Genomic DNA, 24,967 nt, shown 5'->3' on the forward strand with positions numbered 1-24,967 from the left:
ATTGTGCCGGTGGCGATTGAAGAGGGCCTCCGCTTCGCTATCCGTGAGGGTGGGCGCACCGTCGGTGCAGGTGTCGTCACCAAGATCCTTGATTAATATCTGATGCCGGATTCGCGAAGCTGCTGGCGGTGTAGCGCCGTCGGCAGCTTCAGAGTGAAGGGTATACAATGGCCGTGGCCAAAGACACAGAGCGCGATATTCAGGAAAACATTCTCGTCCGCACGTTTCGCGAAACGCGCAGCGAGTTACGGCAAGTTGTTTGGCCAAGCCGCGAAGAGACGATTCGCCTTACAGTGCTCGTGGTGTCAGTGTCGATCGTGATCGGATTGCTGCTCTTTATCGGTGACACCATTTTCACATTCCTCTACACGAGCCTTGTAAGCCTCGTCCAGTAGCTGTTCGCGAACAGGGGCTGCCCATGTCTGAGGAAAAAAACAAAGACAAAGAGGCCGATGATCGGCGCTGGTACGTGATCCATACGTATTCAGGCTACGAAAACAAAGTCAAGAAAAATCTGGAGCATCGTATCGCTTCAATGGAGATGCAAGACCAGATTTTTCGGGTGATTGTGCCGACTGAAGAAGAGATTGAGATTAAAAACGGCCAACGCCGCACGGTCAATAAGAAAATCTATCCCGGGTACGTGCTGGTGCAAATGCGCCTGACCGACGACTCGTGGTACGTGGTTCGCAACACACCGGGAGTTACGAGCTTTGTCGGGCATGGGAATAAACCAACGCCACTGGATGATGAAGAGGTGAAAGCTATCCTGCGCCAAATGGAAGGTGAAACGCCGAAAGTGCGTGTTAGCTACCAGAAGGGGCAGGCGGTTAAGATTATCGATGGTCCGTTCACCGATTTTGAAGGGATCGTTGATTCTATTGACCACGAGCGTGGTCGGGTGCGCGTACTGGTCTCGTTCTTTGGCCGGGAAGCGCCGGTTGAGCTTGATTTCTTGCAGGTAACGAAACTGGTTGAGTAGCGTTGTTTCTCTGTCCGTGACCTCGCCGGTTGTGCGAGGGAGGGAGGCGGACCAATGCCTCCCGTTATGTAAGGAGTAGTGTCGTGGCAAAGAAACTTGTCGCAGTTGTAAAACTGCAATTACCGGCTGGCAAGGCGACCCCGGCTCCGCCGGTCGGTCCTGCACTTGGTCAGTACGGTATCAATATCATGGCGTTCGTGAAGGAGTACAATGAGAAATCGGCTTCGCAAGCCGGTAGCATTGTTCCGGTTGAGATTTCGATCTATAGCGATCGCTCCTTCGTCGCTCGCCTCCTGACTCCTCCTGCTGCCGATTTGTTACGCAAGGCTGCCGGTGTGCAAAAGGGTTCGAGTAATCCGAAGCGTAATCCGGTCGGTACGATTACCCGTGCCCAGTTGCGACAGATTGCCCAGCAAAAGCTGCCTGATATGAATGCAAACGATATCGAGGCGGCTGAGCGAATTATTGCCGGTACTGCACGCAGTATGGGGATCAAGATCGTTGATTAAGCGTTGTTAGTTGGTGGGAGGATCGCTCTACGGTCCGCCATCACCACCCGGAGTTGTCCTATGCCGAAGCACGGAAAAAAATATCTCGCTGCACTGGCGAAAGTTGATCGATCACGCTTCTATACACCCGCCGAAGCAATTGCGTTAGTGAAGGAAACTTCCTATACGAAGTTTGACGCCACCGTCGAGGCTCATTTGCGTCTTGGTATTGATCCGCGCCACGCCGATCAGAATATCCGCACTACCGTTGCCTTGCCGCACGGTACCGGTAAGACGGTGCGAGTTTTGGTTTTTGCCCAAGGTGAGGCGTTACAAGCGGCTCTCGATGCCGGTGCTGATTACGCCGGGAGCGATGATCTGATTGCTCGCATCGACCGTGAGAATTTCTTCGATTTCGATGTGGCGATAGCTACTCCCGATATGATGGGCAAGGTGGGACGTATCGGTCGTAAGTTGGGTCCGCGTGGCTTGATGCCGAACCCCAAGAGCGGAACGGTGGTGCAACCGGCCGATCTGGCGCGTACCATCCGTGAAGTGAAAGGTGGTCGCGTTGAGATCCGTAATGATAAGACCGGTATTCTTCACGTTGCGATTGGGAAGGTAAGCTTCACCTCTCAGCAGTTGAGCGAGAATTTGGCCGCTCTGATGGAGGCGGTGAAAGCGGCAAAGCCGAGTGGCGCAAAGGGTACTTATATTCGGAGTGTGACGTTGACCAGCACCATGGGTCCCGGTGTACCGGTAGATCTGGTGGCGGTCCAGAATCTGAAGCTGTAATCGATAGCTTAATCTCTTAGCTGCCTGAGACAGCCGGTGAGCAAGTGCTCGTAATGCTCTATTGGGCGCCGGCCGAGGTGGCGTCTGAGATGTGATAGGTGTGAGCAATGTGCTCGCTCCGTCAATAGTGTGCGGCATTTGCTGCGCCGTTCTCGGTCGCTTGGTCTCAGGACGCAAGCGACCGTTTTTTGTTGTATTTCAACCAGAGAGGAGGTGAACTAGATGCCAACACAGCGTAAGATTGAGACGGTTCAGGAGTTGACCGAAAAGCTGAGCCGCGCTCAGTTGGTGATCGTGGCCGATTATCGCGGCGAAGGCCGTGGTATGTCGGTAGCCGATATGACCGAACTGCGCCGCAAGTTGCGCGAGCACGGTGGTGAGGTGGTTGTCGCGAAGAATACGTTGCTTAAGATTGCAGCCAATCATACCGGGCGTGGCGCGCTTGATCCACTGCTCGCCGGGCCGACTGCGGTTACGTTTGCCTATGATGATGTTTCTAAAGTGGCAAAGGCGCTGCTCGATTATCTGAAGTCGGGTAACAAGAGCTTTACCGTTCGCGGTGCGCTGCTCGGTCAGGCATTACTTCCCGCTGATGCATTGGAGCAGGTGACCAAGTTGCCCTCACGCGAACAAGCCCTCGCTCAAGTTGTTGGTGGGATTGCCGCGCCGGTCTCAGGAGTGGTTGGCGTGCTTAACGCCGCAATCTCGAATGTGCTGTATGTCTTACAGGCACGCATCGATCAGTTGCAGCCGCAAAGTTCATCGTAGTAGCACCGTGTGCTAGTTCTTATAGCATTGTGATGCTATGGTGCGCAATGTGATGGCATGGCGTGTTGTATCTGTCCAATAATTCATCTATCACGTAAAGGAGTGTACCAGCTATGTCGAAGATTGATACGATTATCGAGATGATCGAGGGCCTCAATGTCCTCGAGTTGGTTGAGCTGAAGAAGAAGATGGAGGAGAAGTGGGGTGTAACCGCCGCTGCGCCGGTGATGGCGATGGGTGTTGCTGCGCCGATGGCCGCCGCCGGTGACGGTGCTGCTGCTGCCGCGCCGGCTGAGGAGAAGACTGAGTTTGATGTCATCCTCAAGGAGGCTGGCCCCAACAAGATTCAGGTCATTAAGGTCGTGCGTGAGCTGACCAGCCTTGGCCTGAAGGAAGCGAAGGACCTGGTTGAAGGTGCGCCTAAGCCGGTTCGTGAGGGTGTTAGCAAGGAAGAGGCCGAAGCAGCTAAGGCGAAGCTGACTGAGGTCGGTGCAGTGGTTGAGATTAAGTAAGACTGCTGCCAGGTTGATTGATACGGGCACAGTACTGCTGTGCCCGTATCCTGTTTTTAGAAAGGGTGTGGTATAGTACATGATCGATGACGCCTATAATACCGTGCGCTTTTCGCGCTGTTGAGCAATTTAGTGAGTTATATGCCATGGTGGCACCAGCGTTACGGACTCAGCAGGAACGAGTCCATGCCTGCTTGCGCTCCGCTATCGAGCGACCGGCGTTGCTCGACGCTGTCTGCACGATGGTGCGCGAACAACAGGGCGTGATCGCTCTCGACGCACCAATGGGGAGCGGAGCAACGACGTTGCTCGCTCAGTTAGCAGTGCGCGCTGAGTGGCCACTCTGGCTGACCGATGATGATGATGGTGGCGGGGCATTGGCATTTTACGCCCAAATAGCCGCACTACGCCGCCCTTCTTTGCCTTTGGTCGATCCTGCTGCATTAACCGACCCTGCCGCTTTTGAACGGCTTTTGGCCGAGGTCGTCGATCCGAATCGACCACTGGTGCTACTGGTCAGCGCGCCTAACCGTGATCGACAGCCCTTACGCTCACTGCCGTTGCCGCTGCCCCTCGATCTGCCTGCCGGTGTGACACTGCTCGTCCACGGTTCATTGCCAATCGAGCCTGATGCGCGAATTGTCTTGCCAAGGGCCGATAGTGCTCTTTTCCAAACCCAGATGTCGTTGCTCGAACGCCGTAATTGCCCACCGAGCTGGCGCAAACCGCTTGTTTTGGCAGCCCGCGGTAATCTGCTCTATCTGAGTTGGGCTGAACGCTGGCTCCACCTTGGTTTGCTTGATGTAGCAAATTTGCCACCCGATCTCGATCATCTGTTGCAGCAATGGTGGCAGTCGCTTAGTCGAGCCGAGCAACGATTGGCCGTTTTGTTGGCCGCTGCGGGTGAACCGTTGCCGATGAAGGTGTTAGCCGAAGTCAGTGCCGAACACCCACACCTCATTCTTGACCGCTGGGAAGAACAGGGTCTCGTCCATATCAATCTACGCCGACTGAGTGAGGATGATACGATTTTGCTCGTGCGCTATGTGCATCGCGCGGTGCGCTTGTTTTTGGCCCGCCACGCTGCGCACGAGATGAATGCTGCACACGGAGAATTGGCTCGTTGGTACGCCGAACGGCTTAAACAAAACCCACTCGATTTGACGAACCGTTATCTGGGACGCCAATTGGCCCGCCATGCAGCGTTATGTCCCTCTACCCAACGTCCGGCTCATTTGCCTACGGCTAACCCAACAACTTGGTTGCGTGAGCGCGAATTGCGTGAAGGAATAGCCGGCGCGTTGCGGGATGCCGGTTGGATGTTGTACGATGCCGCAGCCGGTTCACCGTTGAATTTAGCGCGGATTGCTGCCATCACCGGTACACTTGCTACCCGCGCGCGGCAACTTACCGGCGATGTTGTGGTTGCTGCCTTTCTCACCGCTGTTCAAACCGGTGGACGTGAAGGAAGTTTGCGCCGGGTAACGGCGATCGTTGAGCAGTTGCCCGATGGTGTCCCAAAAGCGGCTGTGTTGCGCCAGCTCGGTGAGGCGTGTTATAGCGTTAATATGCGTAGCGCTGCGATGCGTCTCCTTTCCCGGGCACTTGACCTCGAGGCACAGCCGGTTTCGCGGGCTTGGCGTGACGTTCGCGATCAAGCTATCGAGGCGCTGGCGACTGCTTGCTTGACAGCCGGTGATGTTGATCGGGCTTTAGCCTGTGCGGAGCTGATCGATCTACTCGAACGCCGTGCCCAAGTTGAGACGTTGGTGATACGACGCTTACTTGAAGATGGTCAGTACGACCGCGCATGGCGCTTGTCGCGCTCCATTCTGCACGAAAATCGGGCCGCGTGGGCGCAGGCCGAGGTGGCAGTTGCCTTAGAACGGATCGGTGATCCGCGCGGTGCGATGATGTTGGACGAGCTGAAGGTAGAAACTGCACGCGCCTGGGCCGAGATTGAGCTGGCTTGCGAGGTGGCCTTGCGTGATGAAGAGGCTGCGTTGCGCCGAATTATGTCGTTACCTGGCCAACATCAGCGTGATCGCGGTTTAGCTCGCCTGGCTCGCGTCTTTGCACACGCCGAAAAGGATGGTGATGCATTGGCAGCGGCTGAGCGGATTGGCAATCGTGAGTTGCGCGTGACGACGTTGCTCGAGTTGCGCGTGTTGTTACAAGGGTTGGTTGCTAATCTTGCTACCGAACGAGCAACGCGCGAGATTGATGCCCTCCAAGGCGAGGATCGTCCAATATTGCTGGCTGCTCTTGCTTCGGCCCATGCAGCGATTGGTCGTAAGGATCGAGCATTGGCGATAGCCAACCAGTTACGCGGGGAAGAACTGGAACGGGCCTTGTCGCGGGTTGCGGTTGCTTGTGTACAGGCAGGTGATTATGCCGGAGCACAGGCTGTGTTGGCCCAGATGACCGATGACGATGAGCGAGATTGGGCACGCGATGAGATTGCACGCACGTTAGCTTCTATCGGTGATTGGGAATCAGCAATGGCGCAGGCAATGGCGATTGTTGCTGCCGATCAGCGTGCGCGTACTAGCGCCGATTTGGCCATTACTCGCGCGCGTTCCGGTGATGTACTCACCGCTGTATCAATGATTCGTGCGATCGAGGTGCCCGCTGAGCGGGGACGTGCCTTAGTGCTGATCGCACCGTTGTTAGCAACGACTGATGCCACGCTGGCTGACCAACTGGCCGATGAGCTGCTGATCGGTGAGGTGCGTAGCCGGTATCGTGCAGCCCTGGTGGTAGCCCTCGCCGAACGCGGTGAGTTGGCGACTGCGGCTAAGATCGCCCGTCGCATCCGCCGCCGGAATGAGCGGGTACGCGCCGAACTGGCAATTATTGTGGCCCTTGATCCTACCGATCCCATGACCTTGGCGCGCTTGGCAACAACATTGGCAAAGGCCGCGGTTGGGCGTGAAGAGATATTTCATGCACTTGAGCTGGTCATCCCTCTCTTGCAACGAATCGGCGGGACCCCCTTGTTGGCCGATCTGGCGACGGCGATCATTGCCGATGATCGGGCGTAGCCAGTGTCGCTACCAAAACACCGTGCCGCGAAGGTGGGTCGGTGCGGGCGTGATGGCCGGGTTGCACGGGTTGCCAGTGTCACTGCCAAAATAACGCGCCGCGAACACCCAGAGGAACTCGCGTACCGTTGCTACCTTTCGGTCCTGGCGGGGTTCCGCAAGTATCTGCCGTTCGCGGCACTATTCCATTATACTTCAAAATGGCGATTTTGCAACTCTTGCATCTACTAATGAGCATGGTATTATTCCTCTCAATATGTAGGTGGAGGAGGTACCATGAGCAGCGAAACCACAACGCAGACTCCGAAGCGCTATGCACGTATTGCCCCTTTGTACAAGGCTATGATTTGGACATCGTTTATTATGAACGCAGTCTTGTTGGCGGTGTTGGGGGTTGTGATCGGGATTCTGGTCATGAACCAACGTCAAGTTGCGCAATTGGCCGATAGTTTGCCAGCCTTTGCCGCCAACAATTTAGCCGAGCTACAAGATGTTGTTAATCATCTTGAAACAGCAACAATCGTGTATACAGTGCCGCTCAGCACCCGTCTCCCGATCGAACTAGATGTCCCGATCAATCGCGCAACCATCATGACCGAGCGGAATGTGGTCACTCTCACCGAACCGGTTTCGCTGCAAGCACCGGCCCAAATTACGTTTCCCGGTGGTGGTGGTAATCTCAATGCCAGTGTAGCGATTGTCTTACCGGCAGGCCTTGAATTGCCGGTTGATTTGAACATGAATGTGAAGCTGGTGACATCGATCCCGGTCGAACTCGATGTACCGGTCAATATTCCCTTGGTCGAGACCGAGCTAGGCCCTCAGTTCACTCGTTTGAGTGCGATTGTTGATCGGCTGGTTGCACCGGTTGCACCATTATTACCGATGCCGGAAACCCCACCAGATAGTAGCAAACCGCAGTAAGTACCTATGGTGTGCAGCAGCCTGGCGGACACCTAATCATTATCACTCGGATCGAGGCTTATCGTTCGCGCAATTGTTCAGGGCCGAATCCGTAGGGGAGCAACTCAGCGGGTGTGGTAAACCGCCGATCACTGCCATCGGCATTAAGCAGTACGACCTGAGCGTGTGGCGCTAACTCAAAGATTACCTGTCGGCAAGCGCCGCACGGACTGGCGACGGTAGTTGTTGGCGTTACTACTGCCAGTGCCGTCACCGGTCCGGCGGCGGCCATATGGGCGCAAAAGAGTGCCACCCGTTCGGCGCAGATCGTGAGCGGGTACGAGGCATTTTCGATATTTGCCCCGCTAAAGATATGTCCATTTGCGGTAAGGACGGCAGCGCCCACGGCAAACTGTGAATATGGTGCATACGCACGGCGTTGGGCAGCTAAAGCTGCCGCAATGAGCCGTTCAAGGTCCACTGGATCCATGCACTTCTTGCGAGAGCGGCAACAGCGGTTTTTCTGCCTCAGCCGGTGCTGCCGCTTGGTTCTGGGCCGGCTGTTGGCGAATGACACGTAAGCGTTCAGCGCGAATGCCTTTGATCGACAATACCGTGATGGTAACATCACCACACGTTACTTCATCCCCCACCCGCGGAATACGACCTAGTTGCTCGTAAACGAGGCCGCCGATCCGATCGGCAGTAGTAGCCGGGAATTCGACCTCAAGCAACTCGGCGATGTCATCAATCGGGACGCGCGCATCGACAATGAACTCGTGCGGCCCTACCTCGACAATCGCCGGTTCTTCTGTATCATATTCGTCGTGAATTTCACCGACAATCTGCTCGAGCAAATCTTCTAAAGTAACAATACCAGCAGTTCCTCCGTATTCATCAACAACAATCGCCATGTGAACGCGCCGGCGTTGAAGATCCTCAAGCAGTGTAGTGACCTTCATCGTCATCGGGACGAAGTAGGCCGGACGGAGCAGATCGCGCAGCGGCGTATCACGCCGGCCATCGCGCAACACGGGGATCAGGTCTTTGGCGTACAGAATACCGACCACATTATCAATAGTCTCTTCATAGACCGGAATTCGTGAATGACCGCGTGTAATCGCCACATCGAGTGCTCGATCGAGCGAACTATTGACTTCGAGCGCGACAACATCGACCCGCGGGATCATAATCTCGCGCACCAGGGTATCGCCAAAGTCCATCACCCCCTCGATCATTTCGCGCTCTTCATGTTCGATCCAGCCGGCCTCTTCACCGGCACTCATCATCAAACGCAGCTCTTCTTCGGTTACGAGCGGCGCCGGTGGCGCCGGTTGACCACTCACGAGGGTAAAGATCGGTCGGGTGATAACATTGATGATAGCCATTAACGGCCACAAAATCGTTGTGACTGCAACCAGTGGGCGGGCCAGTACGAGAATGGTCGTATCCGGGTTGCGACGAGCGAGCGCTTTTGCGATAACCTCACTCAGGAGCAGGATGGTAAACAAGAGAATTGCCATGCCACCGATGACGATGGTCAAACCATACGGCATCGTGAGGTGAATGGTCAGCGCTGTAACCGTAATCGTCAGTGCCGTATTGAGAAAGATGATGGCTGACTTGATTCGGTATGGCTCATCGAGAAAATGGGCAGTGAAACGTTGGCTGCCAAGACCGGCCGAAGCAAGCAGGGCGTGCAGACGAGGACGGCTAACCATCATCATGACCGTATCGGCAGCCGAGGTAATACCGAGCATAGTAAGACAGAGGCCGATGCCGATGATTATCGAACTAGGGCCGGGGTCCTCCAAATCGATCCTCCTCCTTTCTGGGAGACAGCATTACGCGCAATATACTTACACGCGCCTGTATACCACGTAGGTTCAGGCGCGGTAAGCCATGTCATCAGGAAAAGAGCGCGCTGAGCGAGAGATCCTTGTGGATGCGCATAATAGCTTCAGCGAATAGCGGTGCGACGCTAATAGTGCGCACGCGAGCCGCAGCAGCTTCAGGTGGTTGTGGAATGGTATTGGTGACAATCGTCTCGATCAGGTCAGATTGAGCGATCAGTTTCAGCGCATCATCGGCAAAGATACCGTGGGTTGCACAAGCATAGACCGCACGCGCCCCACGCGCCAAAAGCGTTTGGGCTGCTTCAATCAGGGTACCGCCGGTCGAGATCATATCATCGACGATAATTGCCGTTTTATCTTCGACTTCACCAACCATCTCAATGACTTCAGCCGTGTCCGGCTCTGGGCGCTGCTTAGCGATAATCGCGAGGCCGGCCCCGATCCGTTCGCGGAAGCGGTTGGCCCTACCCACCCCACCGGTATCCGGCGAGACAACCACCGGGTTTGGTAAGTTGAGGTCGCGAATATAGTCGGCCAATAATGGGGAGGCTTGTAAGTGGTCGACCGGAATATCGAAAAAGCCCTCAATTGCCGGTGCGTGCAGATCCATCGTCAAGACGCGGTCGGCGCCGGCGGTGCGAATAAGGTTCGCCACCAGCTTTGCCGTAATTGGCTCGCGGCCCGACGTCTTCTTCTCTTGCTTGGCGTAGCCGTAGTAGGGAATAACTGCCGTTACCCGAGCGGCTGATGCTCGGCGGAAAGCGTCGATCATGATCAGCAGTTCCATAAGATGGTGATCGACGGGGGTGCAGGTTGGCTGGATCACAAATACATCACAGCCGCGCACGTTATCGTGGATCTTGACCCGTGTCTCGCCATTTTTGAAGGTACCGACGAGCGCCCGCCCAAGATTGATGCGCAGGTTGCGGGCAATCTCTTGGGCTAACGCCGGATTGGCGTTGCCGGTAAAAATCAGCAGACGACCGTCCATGATGTCATCAATTCTTTCCTGAGATAGAAACGCGCAGCGAGCATACTCACTGCGCACCTCATCACTTGGCCGAGCTAGAAACTCTAACCACTGTTCCTGATAGCCAGTTGTGTGTGTTCAGTCGTTTCATTGCCCGCAGCACGGTAAAAATGAGTTGGCTGCCGGGCCAGGACTCGAACCTGGACAAACGGATCCAAAGTCCGCTGTGCTGCCATTACACAACCCGGCATTCCGTCAGCTATTATACCACAAGCTGAGCCGTGTGTTGTCAACCCTCCGATGGATTGTTCCGAGACAGGGGTGGTTATCGAGGACGGCAGTACCACCCAGACCGGCCCTGGAGATATGTTACACTAGAGACAATATAACCCAAAACAAGGAGTGATGCATGACCGATACGCAGAAGATAATCTTTTCGATGTATCGGGTGGGCAAAGTCGTACCGCCCAACCGTGAGATACTCAAAGACATCAGTCTCTCGTTCTTTTATGGCGCAAAGATCGGTGTGATTGGGGCCAATGGTTCCGGCAAAAGTTCGCTGTTGCGGATTATGGCCGGGATTGACCAGGATTACATCGGTGAGATTACCCGTGCTCCCGGCTACACGGTGGGTCTGCTCGAACAGGAGCCGTATCTCGATACCACCAAGACGGTACGCGAGGTGGTTGAAGAGGGTATGGCCGAGGTGGTCGCGCTGCTGCGTCGCTACGATGAGATTACCGAGCAATTTAACCATCCTGACGCCGACTACGATGCGTTAATCGCCGAGCAAGCCGAGTTGCAAGAAAAAATTGATCACGTCGATGGTTGGAATCTCGACAGTCGGCTCGAGTTGGCGATGGATGCGTTGCGCTGTCCTCCAGGCGATACACCGGTAGCGGTGTTGTCGGGTGGTGAGCGGCGGCGGGTGGCGCTGTGCCGCTTGCTGCTGCAACAACCGGATATTCTGTTGCTCGATGAGCCGACCAACCACCTTGACGCCGAATCGGTGGCATGGCTGGAACGCCACTTGCAAGAGTATAAGGGAACGGTGATTGCGGTCACTCACGATCGGCATTTTCTGAACAACGTTGCCGGCTGGATTCTCGAACTCGAACGTGGGCACGGTATTCCGTGGCGTGGCAACTATTCAAGCTGGCTCGAACAGAAGCAGCAGCGATTGGCTGCAACCGAGAAAGCCGAGTCCCAGCGCCAGAAGGCGTTACAGCGTGAGTTGGAATGGATCAATATGACGCCGAAAGGCCGTCATGCGAAGTCGAAAGCGCGCATTGCTGCCTACGAACGGCTGCTCGGCGAAAATCAAGATCAGCGTGACCGCGAGTTGGAGATCTACATCCCGCCCGGTCCGCGGCTTGGTGATCTGGTGATTCGGGCGACGAATATCAGTAAAGCTTACGGTGATAAGCTGCTTTACGAAAATCTTAGCTTTGATGTCCCGCCCGGGGCGATTGTCGGTATCGTTGGTCCGAATGGCGCCGGGAAGACGACCCTGTTTCGGATGATTGTTGGCCAAGAGCAGCCTGATACCGGGACGCTCGAAATCGGTGCCTCGGTGAAGCTTGGCTACGTTGATCAGAGCCGTGAGGTGCTCGACCCGAAGCAGACGGTGTGGGAAGCGATTTCAGAAGGGAACGACCAAATTATCCTCGGTGGGCGGCAGGTGAATTCTCGCGCCTATTGCGCGCGCTTTAACTTTAGTGGCAGCGATCAGCAGAAGTTGGTTGGTAGTCTGTCTGGTGGTGAGCGTAATCGGGTACATCTCGCGCGCATTCTGAAGTCGGGAGCGAATGTGCTGTTGCTCGACGAGCCGACCAACGATCTCGATGTGCATACCCTGCGTGCATTGGAGGAAGGTCTCGAAAACTTTGCCGGTTGTGCGCTGATCATCTCGCACGACCGCTGGTTCCTCGACCGCGTGGCAACTCATATCCTCGCCTTTGAGGGTGATAGCCAAGTTGTTTGGTTCCCCGGTACCTATTCGGAATACGTCGCCGATTACCGCCGTCGTAAAGGTGCTGTGGCCGATCATCCGCACCGGATTGTGTATCGTAAGTTGACACGGTAGTTACAACCGGTTCACAAGTCACGTTCGATAAAAACCATCCCATCGGGATGGTTTGTTGCTTTATATGGTGCCGCTTGTGTCTGTTGTGAGCAGTATCGAGTGTGCAAATTGTCGCCGAATGCTGCACTTGAGACGGGACGATATATTGCTTAGGTGTGATAATTTTGGAATAACTGAGATTTCAAAAGTTTTTAGTTGTATAATTTAGATATTATTTTGTTTCTCTTCCTGATTGAAGTTCTTGACAGGATAAATGTGCTATGATATTTTATTCTTAAACAAACTATTCATAGCCCTTTTTATTAATCATAAATTGAAAATTTAATACAATAAAATTTTTATGAAAAATCAATCCTTCTTCCTCAAAGAATATATTGTAATATTTCAATGTATAAACGTCTGTTATCGTTAATACTCATCCTTGTTCCCAATAATCTGAACCCATCAACCTCCCAACGGGCTTATGGTAGGTACGTCGTCAATCGGTAAAGAGGAGAGCAGGAGGATTGTCAATGAAGACAATGAAAGCAGCGGTAGTCCATGATTTCAGTCGACCGTTAATGATCGAAGAAGTGCCTAAGCCAGAGCCGGGATTCGGTGAGATTGTCGTCAAGATCGAGGCCTCAGGTCTTTGCCATACCGATATTCACGCAGCGCACGGCGATTGGCCGGTAAAACCAAAGTTACCGTTCATTCCCGGCCATGAAGGGGTCGGGATTGTGGAGAGTGTTGGCCCAGGCGTGACGAATGTTAAGGAAGGTGATCGGGTTGCGATTCCGTGGCTTGGATACGCCTGCGGTGGTTGCAAGTATTGTGCATCCGGTTGGGAAACGCTCTGTGAAAGTCAACTCAATACCGGTTACTTCCTCGACGGTGCCTATGCGCAGTACGCCAAGGCCCATGCGAAGTACGTCGGTATTGTGCCACCGGGTGTGTCACCGCTCGATGCGGCCCCACTGACATGCGCCGGTGTTACAACCTACAAGGCGGTTAAAGTATCGGGCGCGCGTCCATCTGAGCTGGTAGCCATTTTTGGGGTTGGCGGGTTGGGCCATCTGGCGTTGCAGTATGCGAAGATTGCCGGTGCAACGGTAGCCGCCATCGATTTGCTTGATGAGCGGTTGCAGACTGCACGAGAACTCGGTGCCGATATTACGATGAACGCCCAAACACAAGACCCGGTCGAAGAACTGAAGAAGTGGGGTGGGGTAGATGCAGCGATCTGCGTTGCTGTTTCACTCAAGGCGTTTGAACAAGCGTATCAATCGCTCGCTCGCGGTGGTCGGATCGTGTTCGTTGCCCTGCCGGCCGATAATTATATGCAGTTACCCATTTTCGAGACCGTCCTCAAGGGTATTCACGTGATTGGCTCGGTTGTAGGTACCCGCGCTGATTTAGCCGAGACGTTTGCCCTCCATGCCGCTGGGAAGACCCGTGTGCTCTACGAGACGCGCAAGCTTGAGCAAGTGAATGAAGCGTTTGCCGATGTCGAGCACGGACGAAACAAGGCGCCGCGGATTGTCTTCTCCGAGTTTTAGCCTGACGAAGACGCGAGAGGTGTGATCCATCGCTCGCGTCTTCCACTACTTTGTGGTTTCAGTATCACCTGACGGCTCCTCACCACATCTGTAACCCCACGCTCGCGCCCTTCTCCCTTGCAGCATCCTTGACGCTCAAACTGCTGTTAGGCTACAATAGCAGCCTGACCATCGCATCTGCAAAGGAGCAGCATTATGACCATTCACACCGAAAAGGCGCACATGCCTGCCGATTATATGCCCGAATCGGTTCCCGGTCCGCTTGCCCAAGCGCTCATAGCGCGTGACAATGAAGTCATTGCCCCGCTCGGTCGGGTGTACCCACTCGTGATCGACCATGCCCAAGGATGCGAAGTTTGGGATGTCGATGGGAATCGCTTTCTCGATATGAATGCAGGCATTGCAGTACTGGCAGCCGGTCACTGTCATCCACGTTTGATTAAGGTAGCCAACGATCAATTGCAGCGATTTACCCATATGGCGGGTACCGACTTCTACAACGAGCCGATGGTGCGGGCAGCCGAGAAGCTCGTGTCCTTGATGCCCGGTGGAAAAGGCTGGCAAGTCTTTTTTACTAACAGTGGAACCGAGGCAGTTGAGGCAAGTATCAAATTGGCTCGTTATGTAACCGGGCGGCAGAATATCATCGCGTTTTACGGTGCGTTTCACGGACGGAGCTACGGTAGTCTCTCGCTGACCGCCTCGAAGCCTCGCCAGCGTCGTGGCTTTTTTCCATTGCTACCCGGTGTGAGCCATACCTTCTACCCGAATTGTTACCGTTGTCCGATCAATCGCCAATTTCCGTCGTGTGAAATCGCCTGTCTTGATGTGATTGAGAACGTATTGTTCAAAACCACCACCCCCCCGGAAGAGGTAGCTGCTATTATTATCGAACCGATTCAAGGCGAAGGGGGCTATGTTGTGCCACCGCCCGGTGCATTATCTCGGTTACGCGCCATCTGCGACCGCTACGGTATCTTGCTCATCGTTGATGAGGTGCAGAGTGGGGTAGGACGTACCGGGAAGATGTGGGCGTTCGAGCATGAGGGGATTGTACCGGATATTGTCGCCTCGGCTAAGGGGTTGGGCGGTGGATTGCCGCTCGGCGCGATGATTGCCCGCACCGAGCTGGCTCGCCAGTGGCAGCTCGGTTCGCACGGCAATACCTACGGTGGCAATGGCCTGACGTGTGCGGTGGCGTATGAATTGCTCTGCATGGTTGAAGAGGAATTGATGGCCAATGCTGCCGATGTCGGTGCGTATTTGCTCACGCAACTGCAAACGTTGCAGCAGCGCTTTCCGCAGATCGGTACGGCGCGCGGACGTGGATTGATGATCGGGGTGGAGTTTGTGAATGCACAGGGTGAACCCGATGGCGCATTAGCCGATGCCGTGATGGTTGAGAGTTTTCGCAAGGGCTTGCTGGTGTTGACGTGTGGTGCCTCGACGATTCGGTTCTGCCCACCGCTTATTCTTACCAAGGCACAAGCTGATGAAGCAGTCGCGCGCTTTGCCCTCGCTATCGAGGCGTGCGTCGCCTAAGGCCCACGTTATCCAGCGATTGATTACTCACGCCGGAGGCACAATATGCACTCCGGCGGTATACTATATACGAGGAAATAGTAAGGGGTGCAGAAGGCGAGGCGTTTAAGGTTTTCTATCGCGCTTCACTGTCTTAGCTCAATGTCACCCCGACTGTATTGATGACGATAGCATGACCTTTCCTGACGTATCAAAAGAACCGGTCCTGTTTGGCCGCTATCGTGTTCACATAATGCTTGGCGAATCACGCCTTGCTACGGTGTACAAAGCAACCGATCTGCGTTTGCAACGGCCGGTCTTGATCCATTTGCTGCGCAAAGAGCTGTGCATACATCCGCATAAACGAGCGCAATTCCTTACCGAAGCGAAACAAAGTGCGCATCGCTCGCATCCGGTGTTCCTCGAAGTGTTTGACATCGGTGAACGTAATGACCGCCCTTTTCTAATCACCGAAGCAGTTGATGGGCGCCCACTCTTGGGTGTTGGCGCTTTAAGCGTTGAACAAGCGCTGGCAATTGTTCGCCAAGTGGCAGAAGCGGTCGCCTTGTGCCAAAGCCACCGTTCACCGGAGTTGCCCCTCGGCTTGTTTCACCCGCCAATCAGCAGTGCCAATCTCCTCCTGGTCGGCGACGGTCAGGTCAAATTAGTTGATGGCTGGTGTTTTGAGCCCAACCTCATCGCTGCCGATCTTGCTCACTACCGGGCACCCGAACTGAGTAAAGGCCAAGCACCGCAGTTGTCGAGTGTCGTTTATGCTTTAGGTATTCTGCTGTTCGAACTAATCACCGGCCAACGTCCTATCCACGGTGACGATGCTCAATCAACGGCACTGGCTCATTTAACCCAAACGGTACCTTCGCTGGCGCGGGTACGCCCAACGATGTATATACCCTCCCTTGACCGCTTGATTGCCCGCGCAACGGCGCATGATCCGGTTCATCGCTTTGCCGATGCCCAATCGTTCGTGACGGCGATCAACGATCTGTGGCGCGAACTCACCGTGTCAACGCGGCGGCTGAACGTCGAATCGGTGCGCACGAGCGGCCGGCCAGCGGTTGGTGGATCGACGCATCATCAAACGCCATCAGATGCCAAATCGGTACAGGTCGCACCGGTTGTGCGTTCACCCATGCCGACCAGCTCGCTCCGTAACCGCGTGAGTCAAGTGTTCACCGGCTCGTTCGATATTGATAGTCTGCGTCGACAACACTGGAGTCGAACGGTTGGTGGCATTCTCGTCATGATCATGCTGTTGCTCGGCGTTGCGGCCCTCTCATTTTGGGGCGTAACCTGGATCGTTCGGCAGTTGGGCTTCGGAACAGCATCGCAGTTGCCCGATGCACCCTCGTGGTCGTTGCCCGATTTCAATTGGCCGGGGAGAGCACCACCTGAACTGTATGTGGTCAATATCGCCGAAGGACTCAATCTGCGCTCGGAGCCGAGTGCGCGTTCGGACACGATTATGACCGTCGTTCCCAACGGCGTCGTAGTACGTAAGCTGGAAGGGCCGGTCATCGCCGATAATATTCCATGGCTCAAGGTGCGGGTTGAGTTAAACGGCCAGAGCATAGAGGGGTGGATGTCACTGAACTATTTGCGTCCACAACCGTAGGAGTGAGATGGTGACACACGAATCGAACGCGCGTGAATTACTCGGCGAGCGGGTTCGCATTAGGCCATGGCGACGCGCCGATACGCTGATCCAAGAGCGCTGGCCACGTTACAGCGAACCATTCAGCTCACTGTGGAATATTCCTCGTCCGTATCAACCCGGTCATGACGATCAGGATTGGACGGGGGCAACAGAAGCGTGGGCTATCGAACTGCGGTCGGGGTCTCTGATAGGTCGTATCTCGTTGCGAGAAATCGATCGACGCCGTCAATCGGCCCGGCTCGGCATATCACTGGCGCAGCCTTACGTCGGGCAGGGGTTAGGTGGTGAGTCGCTCCGTCTTTTCCTTGCCTACTATTTCGGTGCGCTTGGCTACCAACGCATGGTGCTCGATGTAGCTGCGTTTAATCGGCGGGCTGTGCGTTGCTATCAGCGGTTAGGCTTTGTTAGTGTTGGGAGTGAATGGCGTCAGGTTGGTAACGAGCCGGTCCTCCGGTTATTGGATGATGAACAATACCAGCATTTACGTTCATACTTTCGACGTAATCAGTTTAGTGCGCACGTTGAGTTCTACGAGATGGAATTGACCCGCGAGGCTTGGTTGGCAGCCGGTGGCGGGCTAATCGAATGAGGAATGATCATGTCACTTATCGCCGGAAATCTTGCGATTGTTCAGCGTTTACTGGATGGCGATCAGATGGTATGGGCTGTGATTGGTGGGGCAGCGGCTCATCTCTACGGCGATCGTCGCCCACTCAACGATATTGATGTACTGGTCCAGCGCGGATCATTGTCGCGGGTTGTAACCCTGTTGCAACATTCACACAAAGCTGTTCAATCCGACGGATCACGGGTGATCTGGCGCGGGATCAAGCTGTTTGAAGACCTGACCGTGCGCAGTGGAGGGTTGAGTCACCCGTTCTGGCTCGATGAACCGATGCAGTGCCATCGTCGTCGGATGCCGTTGCTTGGAGCACAGGTGTTTGTTGCTGCACCAGAAGATATTGTCGCGCACAAACTCCTCTTGCAGCGCGGCCCTGAGCAGGGGAAGCATGATGTCGCCGATGTTGCCGGCATTCTCCGTCGTCACCAGCTCGATCTCACCTATCTGACCACACGCCTGCAACTGATGCAGGCGTTAGAGATCGTCCGACCGCGCTTACACCAGCTTGGTGTGGACTTACCCTGATCCCACCAACTCGTTAGTCACCATAAAAGAAAGGGTACGATTGCGGGTCGTGCTCTGAACACGTGATCGGCAACGCTATGATGCAACCTGGCCTTGCGACCGACATTTGGCGCAACGGCCAAATAATTGCAGTAAATGCCCCTCGACGCTAAACCCGGTCTGTTCTGCAACGTTTGCGATCATCTGCTCGATGTCACACCCTTCAAAGCTGGTCACAGCGCCGCACTGGGTACAGACGAGGTGATGAAGGTGACCGGGCTGACAAGGGATGTAACCCTCTTCGCCAACCGAACCGTGAATACGGGCTAACCAGCCACTTGCGTGCAATTGGTCAATAGTACGGTAGACGGTTGCCCGACCTGGAGCATCGCTATGCATACAGAGGTCGGCATAGAGTTGCTCAGCGCTGAAGGGCGCTTGGTACGAGACGATAGTCTCAATGACCCGCAGGCGAGGGCCGGTAATGCGCAGGCCACTGCGTTGCCATGCTGCGCGTACACCGTTGAGCCATGCTTGCGTATCGAGTGGTGGTTGTAACAACGACGAGGTATTAGTCGCCATACTCTACGTTCCACTGTAATCAACATGCGAGGGTAGGCAGGCAAGCTGCTGCTATCCCTCGCACGTCACGGTTGTCATCTTTGGCGATTGGTACTAGCGTGTATGCGCAGGTGCAATCGGCAAGAGCGCCAAATGGCGGGCACGTTTGATAGCGACGGCCAACCGGCGCTGCATCTTCGCCGACACACCGGTTCGGCGACGCGGCAGGATCTTGCCTTGCGCTGTCAAGTATTTTTGTAGGCGCTTCACGTCTTTGTAGTCAGGTACAATCCCGAGCTTGGTAAACTCACACTCGCGGCGGCGTGAACGCGGCCGCCCCATACCTCGCGAACGGCTCATTGATGGTTTTTCTCCTTGTCCAAAGCAATATTAGACCGGTTATCTATGTTTAAACCGCCTTTTAGTATACCACAACTCAGGCGGATGCAGTGTTGTTCACCGGTTATGCCTGGGCGAGATCTGGTCGGCGCGTATGCCAATCGGTCACACGCTGATACGCATCACCGACACGCAGCAACGTTGCTTCATCAAATGGGCGACCAATCAGTTGGAGACCAACCGGTAAACCGTCACTGAAGCCACACGGTACCACCAGCGCGGGAACTCCGGCCAGATTGATCGGTAGGGTGCATACATCACTCAGATACATCGCCAGTGGATCGTTGATCTTTTGGCCGATGGGGAAGGCGACGGTCGGTGAAGTTGGTGTAGCAAGGAGATCGACCCCATTGAAGACCTGGTCGAAGTCGCGCTTGATTAACGTGCGCACCTGCTGCGCACGCCGATAATACGCATCGTAGTACCCAGCCGAGAGGGCATACGTTCCTAACATAATCCGGCGCCGTACCTCCGGCCCAAATCCTTGACCGCGCGTCTGCTCGATCTGTTCCCACATCGTTTCACCTTCGGCGCGGAAGCCGTAGCGCACACCGTCGAAACGAGCTAAATTTGCACTAGCCTCGGCGGGCGCAATGATGTAGTATGTAGGCAAAGCATATTTGGTGTGTGGCAGTGAGACTTCTACCAGCGTCGCACCTTGCTCACGCAGCACCTCAATCGCGGTGCGGGTTGCAGCTTCTACACCCGGTTCCATCCCTTCCACGAAGTACTCCCGGGGAATACCAATTCGTAACCCGCGCATATCACCTGTAAGGGCCGCTGTGTAGTCGGGGGTGGGAATGGGAGCACTCGTACTATCACGCGGATCGTGCCCGGCAATTACGTTCATGATCAAAGCTAGATCGGCGACCGTCCATGCCATTGGCCCGATCTGATCGAGCGAGGAGCCGTAGGCAATCAGGCCATAGCGGCTAACCCGTCCGTAGGTCGGTTTGAGACCGCTAATGCCGCAGAGTGCAGCCGGCTGGCGGATCGAGCCTCCGGTATCGGTGCCAAGCGTAGCCGGTACTTGACCGGCGGCAACAGCCGCAGCACTACCACCACTACTACCTCCCGGTACGCGGCTGGTGTCCCACGGGTTCGTGGTGATCTGGTAGGCGCTGTTCTCGGTGCTCGAACCCATCGCAAACTCGTCGCAGTTGAGTTTGCCGATCAAGACGGCGCCGGCAGCCAGTAAACGCTCGATGACGGTGGCGTTGTAGGGTGGGCGGAAGCCGGCTAATATCCGGGAGCCGGCAGTCGTCGGTACGCCGTTGGTGCAAATCACATCCTTGATGCCGATGGGAATGCCATCTAGTGGGCTTAGCGCTTGTCCGCGTCGGCGACGCTCGTCGGCAGCCTGTGCGGCGGCCAATGCGGCTTCAGGTGTGAGATGTAGGAAGGCGCGAATCTGCGGTTCGGTGGCGTTGATTCGTGCCAGACATGCTTCGGTAAGTTCAACGGCGGTGAGTTCGCCGGCAGCAAGTGCTGTGTGGGCGGCGCTAACGGTAAGATACTGTAATTCGGTCATATCGCCTCCAGCGGAGTTTTGGCGCATGGTCGCTTTATTGTACCAGACTTCGATACAGCAGATGGTGCGTCGGTTCACCATCTTGATCTGCATTGCGTTGCTTGCCGGAAGTTTACCGGCGCCACGTGCTGCGGCCACGAGCGAGCCACCACCAACACCGGCTCCTCTGCTCTGCACCACTGCATTGGCCGATCCATTGATCAGCCTTGCACTGTCGGTTTCGCCATGGCAGGCGATACGCCGCGAAATAACTTTTACCGATGCTGCCGCCCGCGTCTTTTCGGCGCCGCGCGCGATCTATCTGACCGAAGATGATGATGGCGATAGCGATGGTCCGGTTGATGTCGATGCGTTTCGCCAACAGTTCACCGTTCCGCCTCTGACCGAGCAAATCATCGGTTCAATCCGCTACCGGATTGTTCCCGGTGCGTTAGGTCCGAACGATACGGTGATCCTCGCGCTGAATGTACCTGACGATCCTTCACCGACCGGACGTGTGTTTGCCGTCAATATTCCGCTGAGTGGACATGCCGATGGAAATTGGCGCGCATTTACGTGGGCGGCGACCGATATAGCACGCCTTGCTGAACTCGGTGCGGCACAACTGGTGATTACAATGCGCGGCGTGAATGATGGTGTTGGGATCAGCATCTCGTTTGATGATATTGATGCCCAAGTTTGTACGCGCACGTTGGCGACCATTGGCGGTCGGGTGACGCAACGGAATAGTCCTGAATCCGATCTACGTGATGCACAGATCGTATTGGTGCGGTCTGATAGTGCTGGGCAGCGTGTTGTCGCCACTACGCAAGTTGCGTTAGCTGAAGATGGCTATCGTTATCAGATGAGTGTGTCGCCACTTCTAGATGGTGCCGTGTATCAGGTTTGGTTTGTGAATCAGCCGCTCGCTGCTCGTCGTGATCCTAACCGCCTTGGGGTGTTGGCCGGGCCGGTGATTACTTCATTGGCACCTGGACAAGAGCAGACCGATCTCGATCTCGAGCTGAGCACGGTGCGTTTGCTCGATCCACCGCCACAGGCGCGCCGTATCTTGCGCGATGACTTGCCGGTACGATTCCAAATCGAACTGCGCGGGATTGAAGGTGAGACGTACCAAATCTGCTTGTACGATCCGGAGCTGATCGTTCCTGATATTAATTTGCCACCGCAGGTGTGTAGCCCACCGCTTTCCGCCGATGCTCCGTTTTTCGATCTACTTCCGGTAGATTTTGCCACCATGCGTTTGCGCTACAATCATCCATACCGTTGGTATGCCATCGTACACGATAATCGCGGTACCGATACGCTGCCGGCGTATGGGTATAGTTTTGCCGAGCATACGATAACTTTCATCCAAACAACGTCGTTCCCGGTGCAGCCATCCGATGATGAGGGCGTACCGGTTGGTGCCGAGCGGGCCGATTGGACGGTGCTGATCTATGTGGCAGCCGATAACGCCCTTGGCGATCAGGCTCGGATGAGCGCAGTTGCTCAGCCTGCATTTGAGCTTGAGCGGTTGGCAAAATTAGCTGCCCAGTACCCGACTATTTCGCTCGTAACGTTCTACGATGGATATGGCAACACCGGTGGTCGAATCTGTGGAATTCGGGCCGACCGCGTTGATTGTCGGCGTCAGCCCGAACCGAACAGCGCCGATCCCGCTACCTTGCGCACGTTTGTTGAGTATGGACTGCGTGAATTTCCGGCCAATCGGACAATGTTGGTGCTGGTGGGACCGGCCCATCTGGCCTTGGGGTTTGGGAACGATGAGTCGAGCATCAATAATCCGGCAATGTCGATTGCCGATCTGGGTGAAGCACTAGCCGCAGCCACGACCAATGTCGGTAAGCGGATCGATCTGGTGTTGATGCAGGCGCCACTTATGGCGAACCTGAATACCGCATTGGCGTTGGCTCCCGCTGCCAATTATCTGGTGGCGCCACCCGGTCAGCTTTGGCGCACTGCGTGGCTGCAGCGGGTGTTGCCCCGATTAGTTGCGAGTGGTGGGACAAATCCACGCAGCGTAGCCGTCGATAGCCTCGAATATTATGCTACCGCTGTGCGGGCCGATGGAGTGCGACGTGGATACGCGCTGGCGGCGTTTGATCTGGCGCGGGCCGAAGCGGTCTATACTGCGCGCAACGCTTTGGCTGCAGAGTTGGCACGTGTCTTGGACGAACGGCGGACGGTCATACAACCATTACTAACTACTGTCCGTTCAGCGAGTACCATCTATGACTCTTCAGGGAATGGTTTGGCCGATGCGTTGCGCGATCAGAGCGGAGCCGTTGTGCCTGCGCCTGATGATGCCCTCATCGATCTCGGTGATTTCACGGCAGAGCTTGCTGCTTCACCGGCGTTGCAGGCCAGCGATCTGGCTGCATTGCGCTCTGCTACCACGACACTTGCCAATACGCTTGGCGGCTCGAACCCCTTGGTCATCGCTGTACGTCGATTACCTGATGGCGCAGTCGGTAACCCAACCTTGCCACCGGGGGCGGGACTCGCCGAGTTCTTTCCCCACCGTTCACTCTTCGGTGCCCAACCGTTGTTGATAGAAATGTTGATCTATCGTGGGCAAACCGATAATTGGAGTGCATTTATCCGTCGGTATCTGGCCGGTGATCGTCCGGTTGGTGTTGGAGGGGTAACGGCTAGTTTGTCCGGCGGAACCGCTCTCCCGTTAATTGTCGGTCTACCGATTGCTTATGAAAACTATCTGCCAGTTGTGAGTAGGTAAGGGGTTGAGCAAGACACCAGTCTTGCCAAAAGTGTTTTTTGATGAGAAGCTGCTAGGTGTCACCAGCAAGGCATGACACCGATGGAAGTGTGCAGAGCGCTTGATTCCGGCTGTGCGAACCGATGACAATCGTCGTGGAACCGGTAATACGCGGCAGTCAGCGTCCTAACGTGATGGTGCTCAAACAGCAGTTGAAAGGTTTCGCGCACGGCGGATTGGCCGGTTTGTAGCAATCTAGATTGATGTGTTCGACCATGTGTAGTACCAAGCGCACACAGGATGGCGTCGTGGGCGTGGGTTTAGGCATAAAGGCCGTGGTGACACTTTCCAGAAAAATCCGAGAACCCAAACCTCTTCAGATTCGTAGTCGGTGGTCGAGGTGCCAGGTCATCGCAACAAAAGTGGTAATTGGAATCGAAGCCAACACGCCGATTCTTAAGCGAACATATCTTTCCGTTTCCAAAAATCGCGAGAAAAACGCAACTGCAGTGGCGTGACTTCGTGCCCGCATTGCAACTATGCGCGCAGATTCCACCCACAAGCTCACGATCTGTCTCTGTTGCCAAAACTAGCGGAGCAATCATCTCGATGCCCCGCTCTGCCAAACGCCTGCCCAACCGGTCACGGTCATCAGCACGGTCTCCCAGCAACCTTCGCGGCAGGTCTGAGGCACACGATGCCTCCAGCGTCGTTTCAACCAAGGTCACTTCATGCGGGCGAGCACGGGTGATGGATATGGAGAGAGGACGACCGGCGCCGTCTGCCATTGCTATGCGCTTCGCACCGTTGCCCCGCGTGGTCGTTCCCACCCCGAGGCCCCCTTTTTTGTCACCACAAAGGTGCCATCGATGCACCATTCTTCGCGGTCCAGTCCCCCTCGCTCTTTCAGGTCCTTGACCGGCGCTCACAGGATCTCCTCCATGACCCCCATCTATCTGTACCCACCGCTGGAAACGCCAGTGGTAGGTCTGGGATGGTGGATATCGCGCGGGCACATCCTTCCAGGGTGCATCGCTCGGCAGTATCCCAAGGATACCATTACGCACGTCCCGAGGCGAGCGCCGTGGTTGGCCACGCCTGGGCTTTGGGATTCGTTCCTCCTCAGGAGTCAGCGGCTCGATGATGGCCCATTGTTCATCGGTCAGATCCATCGTGCTCACCCCCCATCGTAAGGATCAGCACTATTATCTCACAGCAACCAATGTATGAGATAGCTTCTAAGCAGTGTTGATCGAAGATTTGCCCGTGAAGGGGAGGTTGGCAAACAACAAACGTGCTCGCTCCCTCAGCAAACGTGGGTTTTGAGGTATTTCGCGCTCAGATCGAATGCAAGACGAAACGTTACGGCACACGGCTCGTGCGCCGACCACTAAGTGCCTCGCCTTATGTTCGGTCTGTGGCACAAAAAACGAGGCGCTGCGGTTGACTGACCGGGATGAACGTGTTCGCATTGTGGAGCACACGATGACCAG

At 55.3% G+C, this 24,967-nt stretch carries 23 protein-coding genes, 1 tRNA gene and 1 other RNA gene; 16 read left to right on the top strand and 9 right to left on the bottom strand.

Annotated elements, in window-relative coordinates:
• The 8 genes from AC01ZF_RS09730 to AC01ZF_RS09765 form a co-directional block, all read left to right on the top strand.
• On the top strand, window positions 1-96 hold a 96-nt coding region (locus AC01ZF_RS09730), incomplete at its 5' end, for an EF-Tu C-terminal domain-related protein (protein ID WP_428132090.1).
• Window positions 97-167: 71 nt separating this feature from the next.
• A complete protein-coding gene (gene secE, locus AC01ZF_RS09735; RefSeq protein ID WP_015940242.1) occupies window positions 168-395 on the top strand; it encodes a preprotein translocase subunit SecE in 228 nt (75 codons plus the stop codon).
• Between the two features lie 23 nt (window positions 396-418).
• Window positions 419-982, top strand: coding sequence for a transcription termination/antitermination protein NusG (gene nusG, locus AC01ZF_RS09740; RefSeq protein ID WP_015940241.1), 564 nt, complete (start codon window positions 419-421; stop codon window positions 980-982).
• Window positions 983-1,065: 83 nt separating this feature from the next.
• A complete protein-coding gene (rplK, locus tag AC01ZF_RS09745) occupies window positions 1,066-1,491 on the top strand; it encodes a 50S ribosomal protein L11 (protein WP_015940240.1) in 426 nt (141 codons plus the stop codon).
• Between the two features lie 60 nt (window positions 1,492-1,551).
• A complete protein-coding gene (gene rplA, locus AC01ZF_RS09750; protein WP_428132291.1) occupies window positions 1,552-2,265 on the top strand; it encodes a 50S ribosomal protein L1 in 714 nt (237 codons plus the stop codon).
• A 222-nt stretch (window positions 2,266-2,487) separates the two neighbouring features.
• A complete protein-coding gene (gene rplJ, locus AC01ZF_RS09755) occupies window positions 2,488-3,033 on the top strand; it encodes a 50S ribosomal protein L10 (RefSeq protein ID WP_424677562.1) in 546 nt (181 codons plus the stop codon).
• A gap of 113 nt (window positions 3,034-3,146) precedes the next feature.
• Complete coding sequence (gene rplL / locus AC01ZF_RS09760) at window positions 3,147-3,545, top strand: 50S ribosomal protein L7/L12 (RefSeq protein WP_424677563.1); 399 nt, start codon at window positions 3,147-3,149, stop codon at window positions 3,543-3,545.
• A gap of 146 nt (window positions 3,546-3,691) precedes the next feature.
• Window positions 3,692-6,589, top strand: a complete 2,898-nt coding sequence (locus tag AC01ZF_RS09765) for a hypothetical protein (protein WP_476575327.1) — start codon at window positions 3,692-3,694, stop codon at window positions 6,587-6,589.
• Window positions 6,590-6,675: 86 nt separating this feature from the next.
• Here AC01ZF_RS09765 and ffs read toward each other — a convergent pair.
• An RNA gene (gene ffs, locus AC01ZF_RS09770) (signal recognition particle sRNA small type) lies at window positions 6,676-6,774 on the bottom strand.
• A 91-nt stretch (window positions 6,775-6,865) separates the two neighbouring features.
• Here ffs and AC01ZF_RS09775 point away from each other — a divergent pair.
• Window positions 6,866-7,513 carry a hypothetical protein gene (locus AC01ZF_RS09775; protein ID WP_424677049.1) on the top strand — a complete coding sequence of 216 codons (648 nt, stop codon included), beginning with the start codon at window positions 6,866-6,868 and terminating at the stop codon, window positions 7,511-7,513.
• A 58-nt stretch (window positions 7,514-7,571) separates the two neighbouring features.
• On the opposite strand, the gene cdd is transcribed toward AC01ZF_RS09775, so the two are convergent.
• From cdd to AC01ZF_RS09795, 4 genes are all read right to left on the bottom strand, one after another.
• Window positions 7,572-7,982: a cytidine deaminase gene (gene cdd / locus AC01ZF_RS09780; RefSeq protein WP_428111752.1), complete on the bottom strand. Its 411-nt coding sequence runs from the start codon at window positions 7,980-7,982 to the stop codon at window positions 7,572-7,574.
• Complete coding sequence (locus AC01ZF_RS09785) at window positions 7,963-9,306, bottom strand: hemolysin family protein (RefSeq protein WP_424677051.1); 1,344 nt, start codon at window positions 9,304-9,306, stop codon at window positions 7,963-7,965. The genes cdd and AC01ZF_RS09785 overlap by 20 nt, the downstream gene beginning before the upstream one ends.
• A gap of 94 nt (window positions 9,307-9,400) precedes the next feature.
• Window positions 9,401-10,339, bottom strand: coding sequence for a ribose-phosphate diphosphokinase (locus tag AC01ZF_RS09790; protein ID WP_424677052.1), 939 nt, complete (start codon window positions 10,337-10,339; stop codon window positions 9,401-9,403).
• A gap of 155 nt (window positions 10,340-10,494) precedes the next feature.
• A tRNA-Gln gene (locus tag AC01ZF_RS09795) sits at window positions 10,495-10,568 on the bottom strand.
• A gap of 159 nt (window positions 10,569-10,727) precedes the next feature.
• Here AC01ZF_RS09795 and ettA point away from each other — a divergent pair.
• The 6 genes from ettA to AC01ZF_RS09825 all read left to right on the top strand — a co-directional run bounded on the left by ettA (window position 10,728) and on the right by AC01ZF_RS09825 (window position 18,285).
• Window positions 10,728-12,404 carry an energy-dependent translational throttle protein EttA gene (ettA, locus tag AC01ZF_RS09800; protein ID WP_424677053.1) on the top strand — a complete coding sequence of 559 codons (1,677 nt, stop codon included), beginning with the start codon at window positions 10,728-10,730 and terminating at the stop codon, window positions 12,402-12,404.
• A gap of 512 nt (window positions 12,405-12,916) precedes the next feature.
• On the top strand, window positions 12,917-13,942 hold the full coding sequence (locus tag AC01ZF_RS09805) for a zinc-dependent alcohol dehydrogenase (protein WP_428111755.1): 1,026 nt from the start codon (window positions 12,917-12,919) through the stop codon (window positions 13,940-13,942).
• 195 nt (window positions 13,943-14,137) lie between these two features.
• Entirely contained in the window at window positions 14,138-15,484 is a 1,347-nt protein-coding gene (locus tag AC01ZF_RS09810) for an acetyl ornithine aminotransferase family protein (protein WP_424677055.1), read from the top strand.
• 172 nt (window positions 15,485-15,656) lie between these two features.
• Window positions 15,657-17,096 (top strand): serine/threonine protein kinase, encoded by a 1,440-nt coding sequence (locus AC01ZF_RS09815; protein WP_476575328.1) that lies wholly within the window; start codon window positions 15,657-15,659, stop codon window positions 17,094-17,096.
• 7 nt (window positions 17,097-17,103) lie between these two features.
• Complete coding sequence (locus AC01ZF_RS09820; RefSeq protein WP_424677057.1) at window positions 17,104-17,727, top strand: GNAT family N-acetyltransferase; 624 nt, start codon at window positions 17,104-17,106, stop codon at window positions 17,725-17,727.
• A 9-nt stretch (window positions 17,728-17,736) separates the two neighbouring features.
• A complete protein-coding gene (locus tag AC01ZF_RS09825; RefSeq protein ID WP_424677058.1) occupies window positions 17,737-18,285 on the top strand; it encodes a nucleotidyltransferase family protein in 549 nt (182 codons plus the stop codon).
• A gap of 75 nt (window positions 18,286-18,360) precedes the next feature.
• Here the strand turns inward: AC01ZF_RS09825 and AC01ZF_RS09830 are convergent, their stop codons facing one another.
• The 3 genes from AC01ZF_RS09830 to gatA all read right to left on the bottom strand — a co-directional run bounded on the left by AC01ZF_RS09830 (window position 18,361) and on the right by gatA (window position 20,755).
• Window positions 18,361-18,846, bottom strand: coding sequence for a Fur family transcriptional regulator (locus tag AC01ZF_RS09830; protein ID WP_424677059.1), 486 nt, complete (start codon window positions 18,844-18,846; stop codon window positions 18,361-18,363).
• A 93-nt stretch (window positions 18,847-18,939) separates the two neighbouring features.
• Entirely contained in the window at window positions 18,940-19,185 is a 246-nt protein-coding gene (gene rpsR / locus AC01ZF_RS09835) for a 30S ribosomal protein S18 (protein ID WP_015940224.1), read from the bottom strand.
• A 103-nt stretch (window positions 19,186-19,288) separates the two neighbouring features.
• Window positions 19,289-20,755, bottom strand: a complete 1,467-nt coding sequence (gatA, locus tag AC01ZF_RS09840; protein ID WP_428132284.1) for an Asp-tRNA(Asn)/Glu-tRNA(Gln) amidotransferase subunit GatA — start codon at window positions 20,753-20,755, stop codon at window positions 19,289-19,291.
• A 25-nt stretch (window positions 20,756-20,780) separates the two neighbouring features.
• On the opposite strand from gatA, the gene AC01ZF_RS09845 reads away from it, so the two are divergent.
• Entirely contained in the window at window positions 20,781-23,495 is a 2,715-nt protein-coding gene (locus AC01ZF_RS09845; RefSeq protein WP_428111762.1) for a clostripain-related cysteine peptidase, read from the top strand.
• A 299-nt stretch (window positions 23,496-23,794) separates the two neighbouring features.
• Here the strand turns inward: AC01ZF_RS09845 and AC01ZF_RS09850 are convergent, their stop codons facing one another.
• On the bottom strand, window positions 23,795-24,646 hold the full coding sequence (locus AC01ZF_RS09850; protein WP_476575329.1) for a transposase: 852 nt from the start codon (window positions 24,644-24,646) through the stop codon (window positions 23,795-23,797).
• Window positions 24,647-24,967 lie beyond the last annotated feature (321 nt).

It is taken from the genome of Chloroflexus sp. (assembly GCF_056331925.1).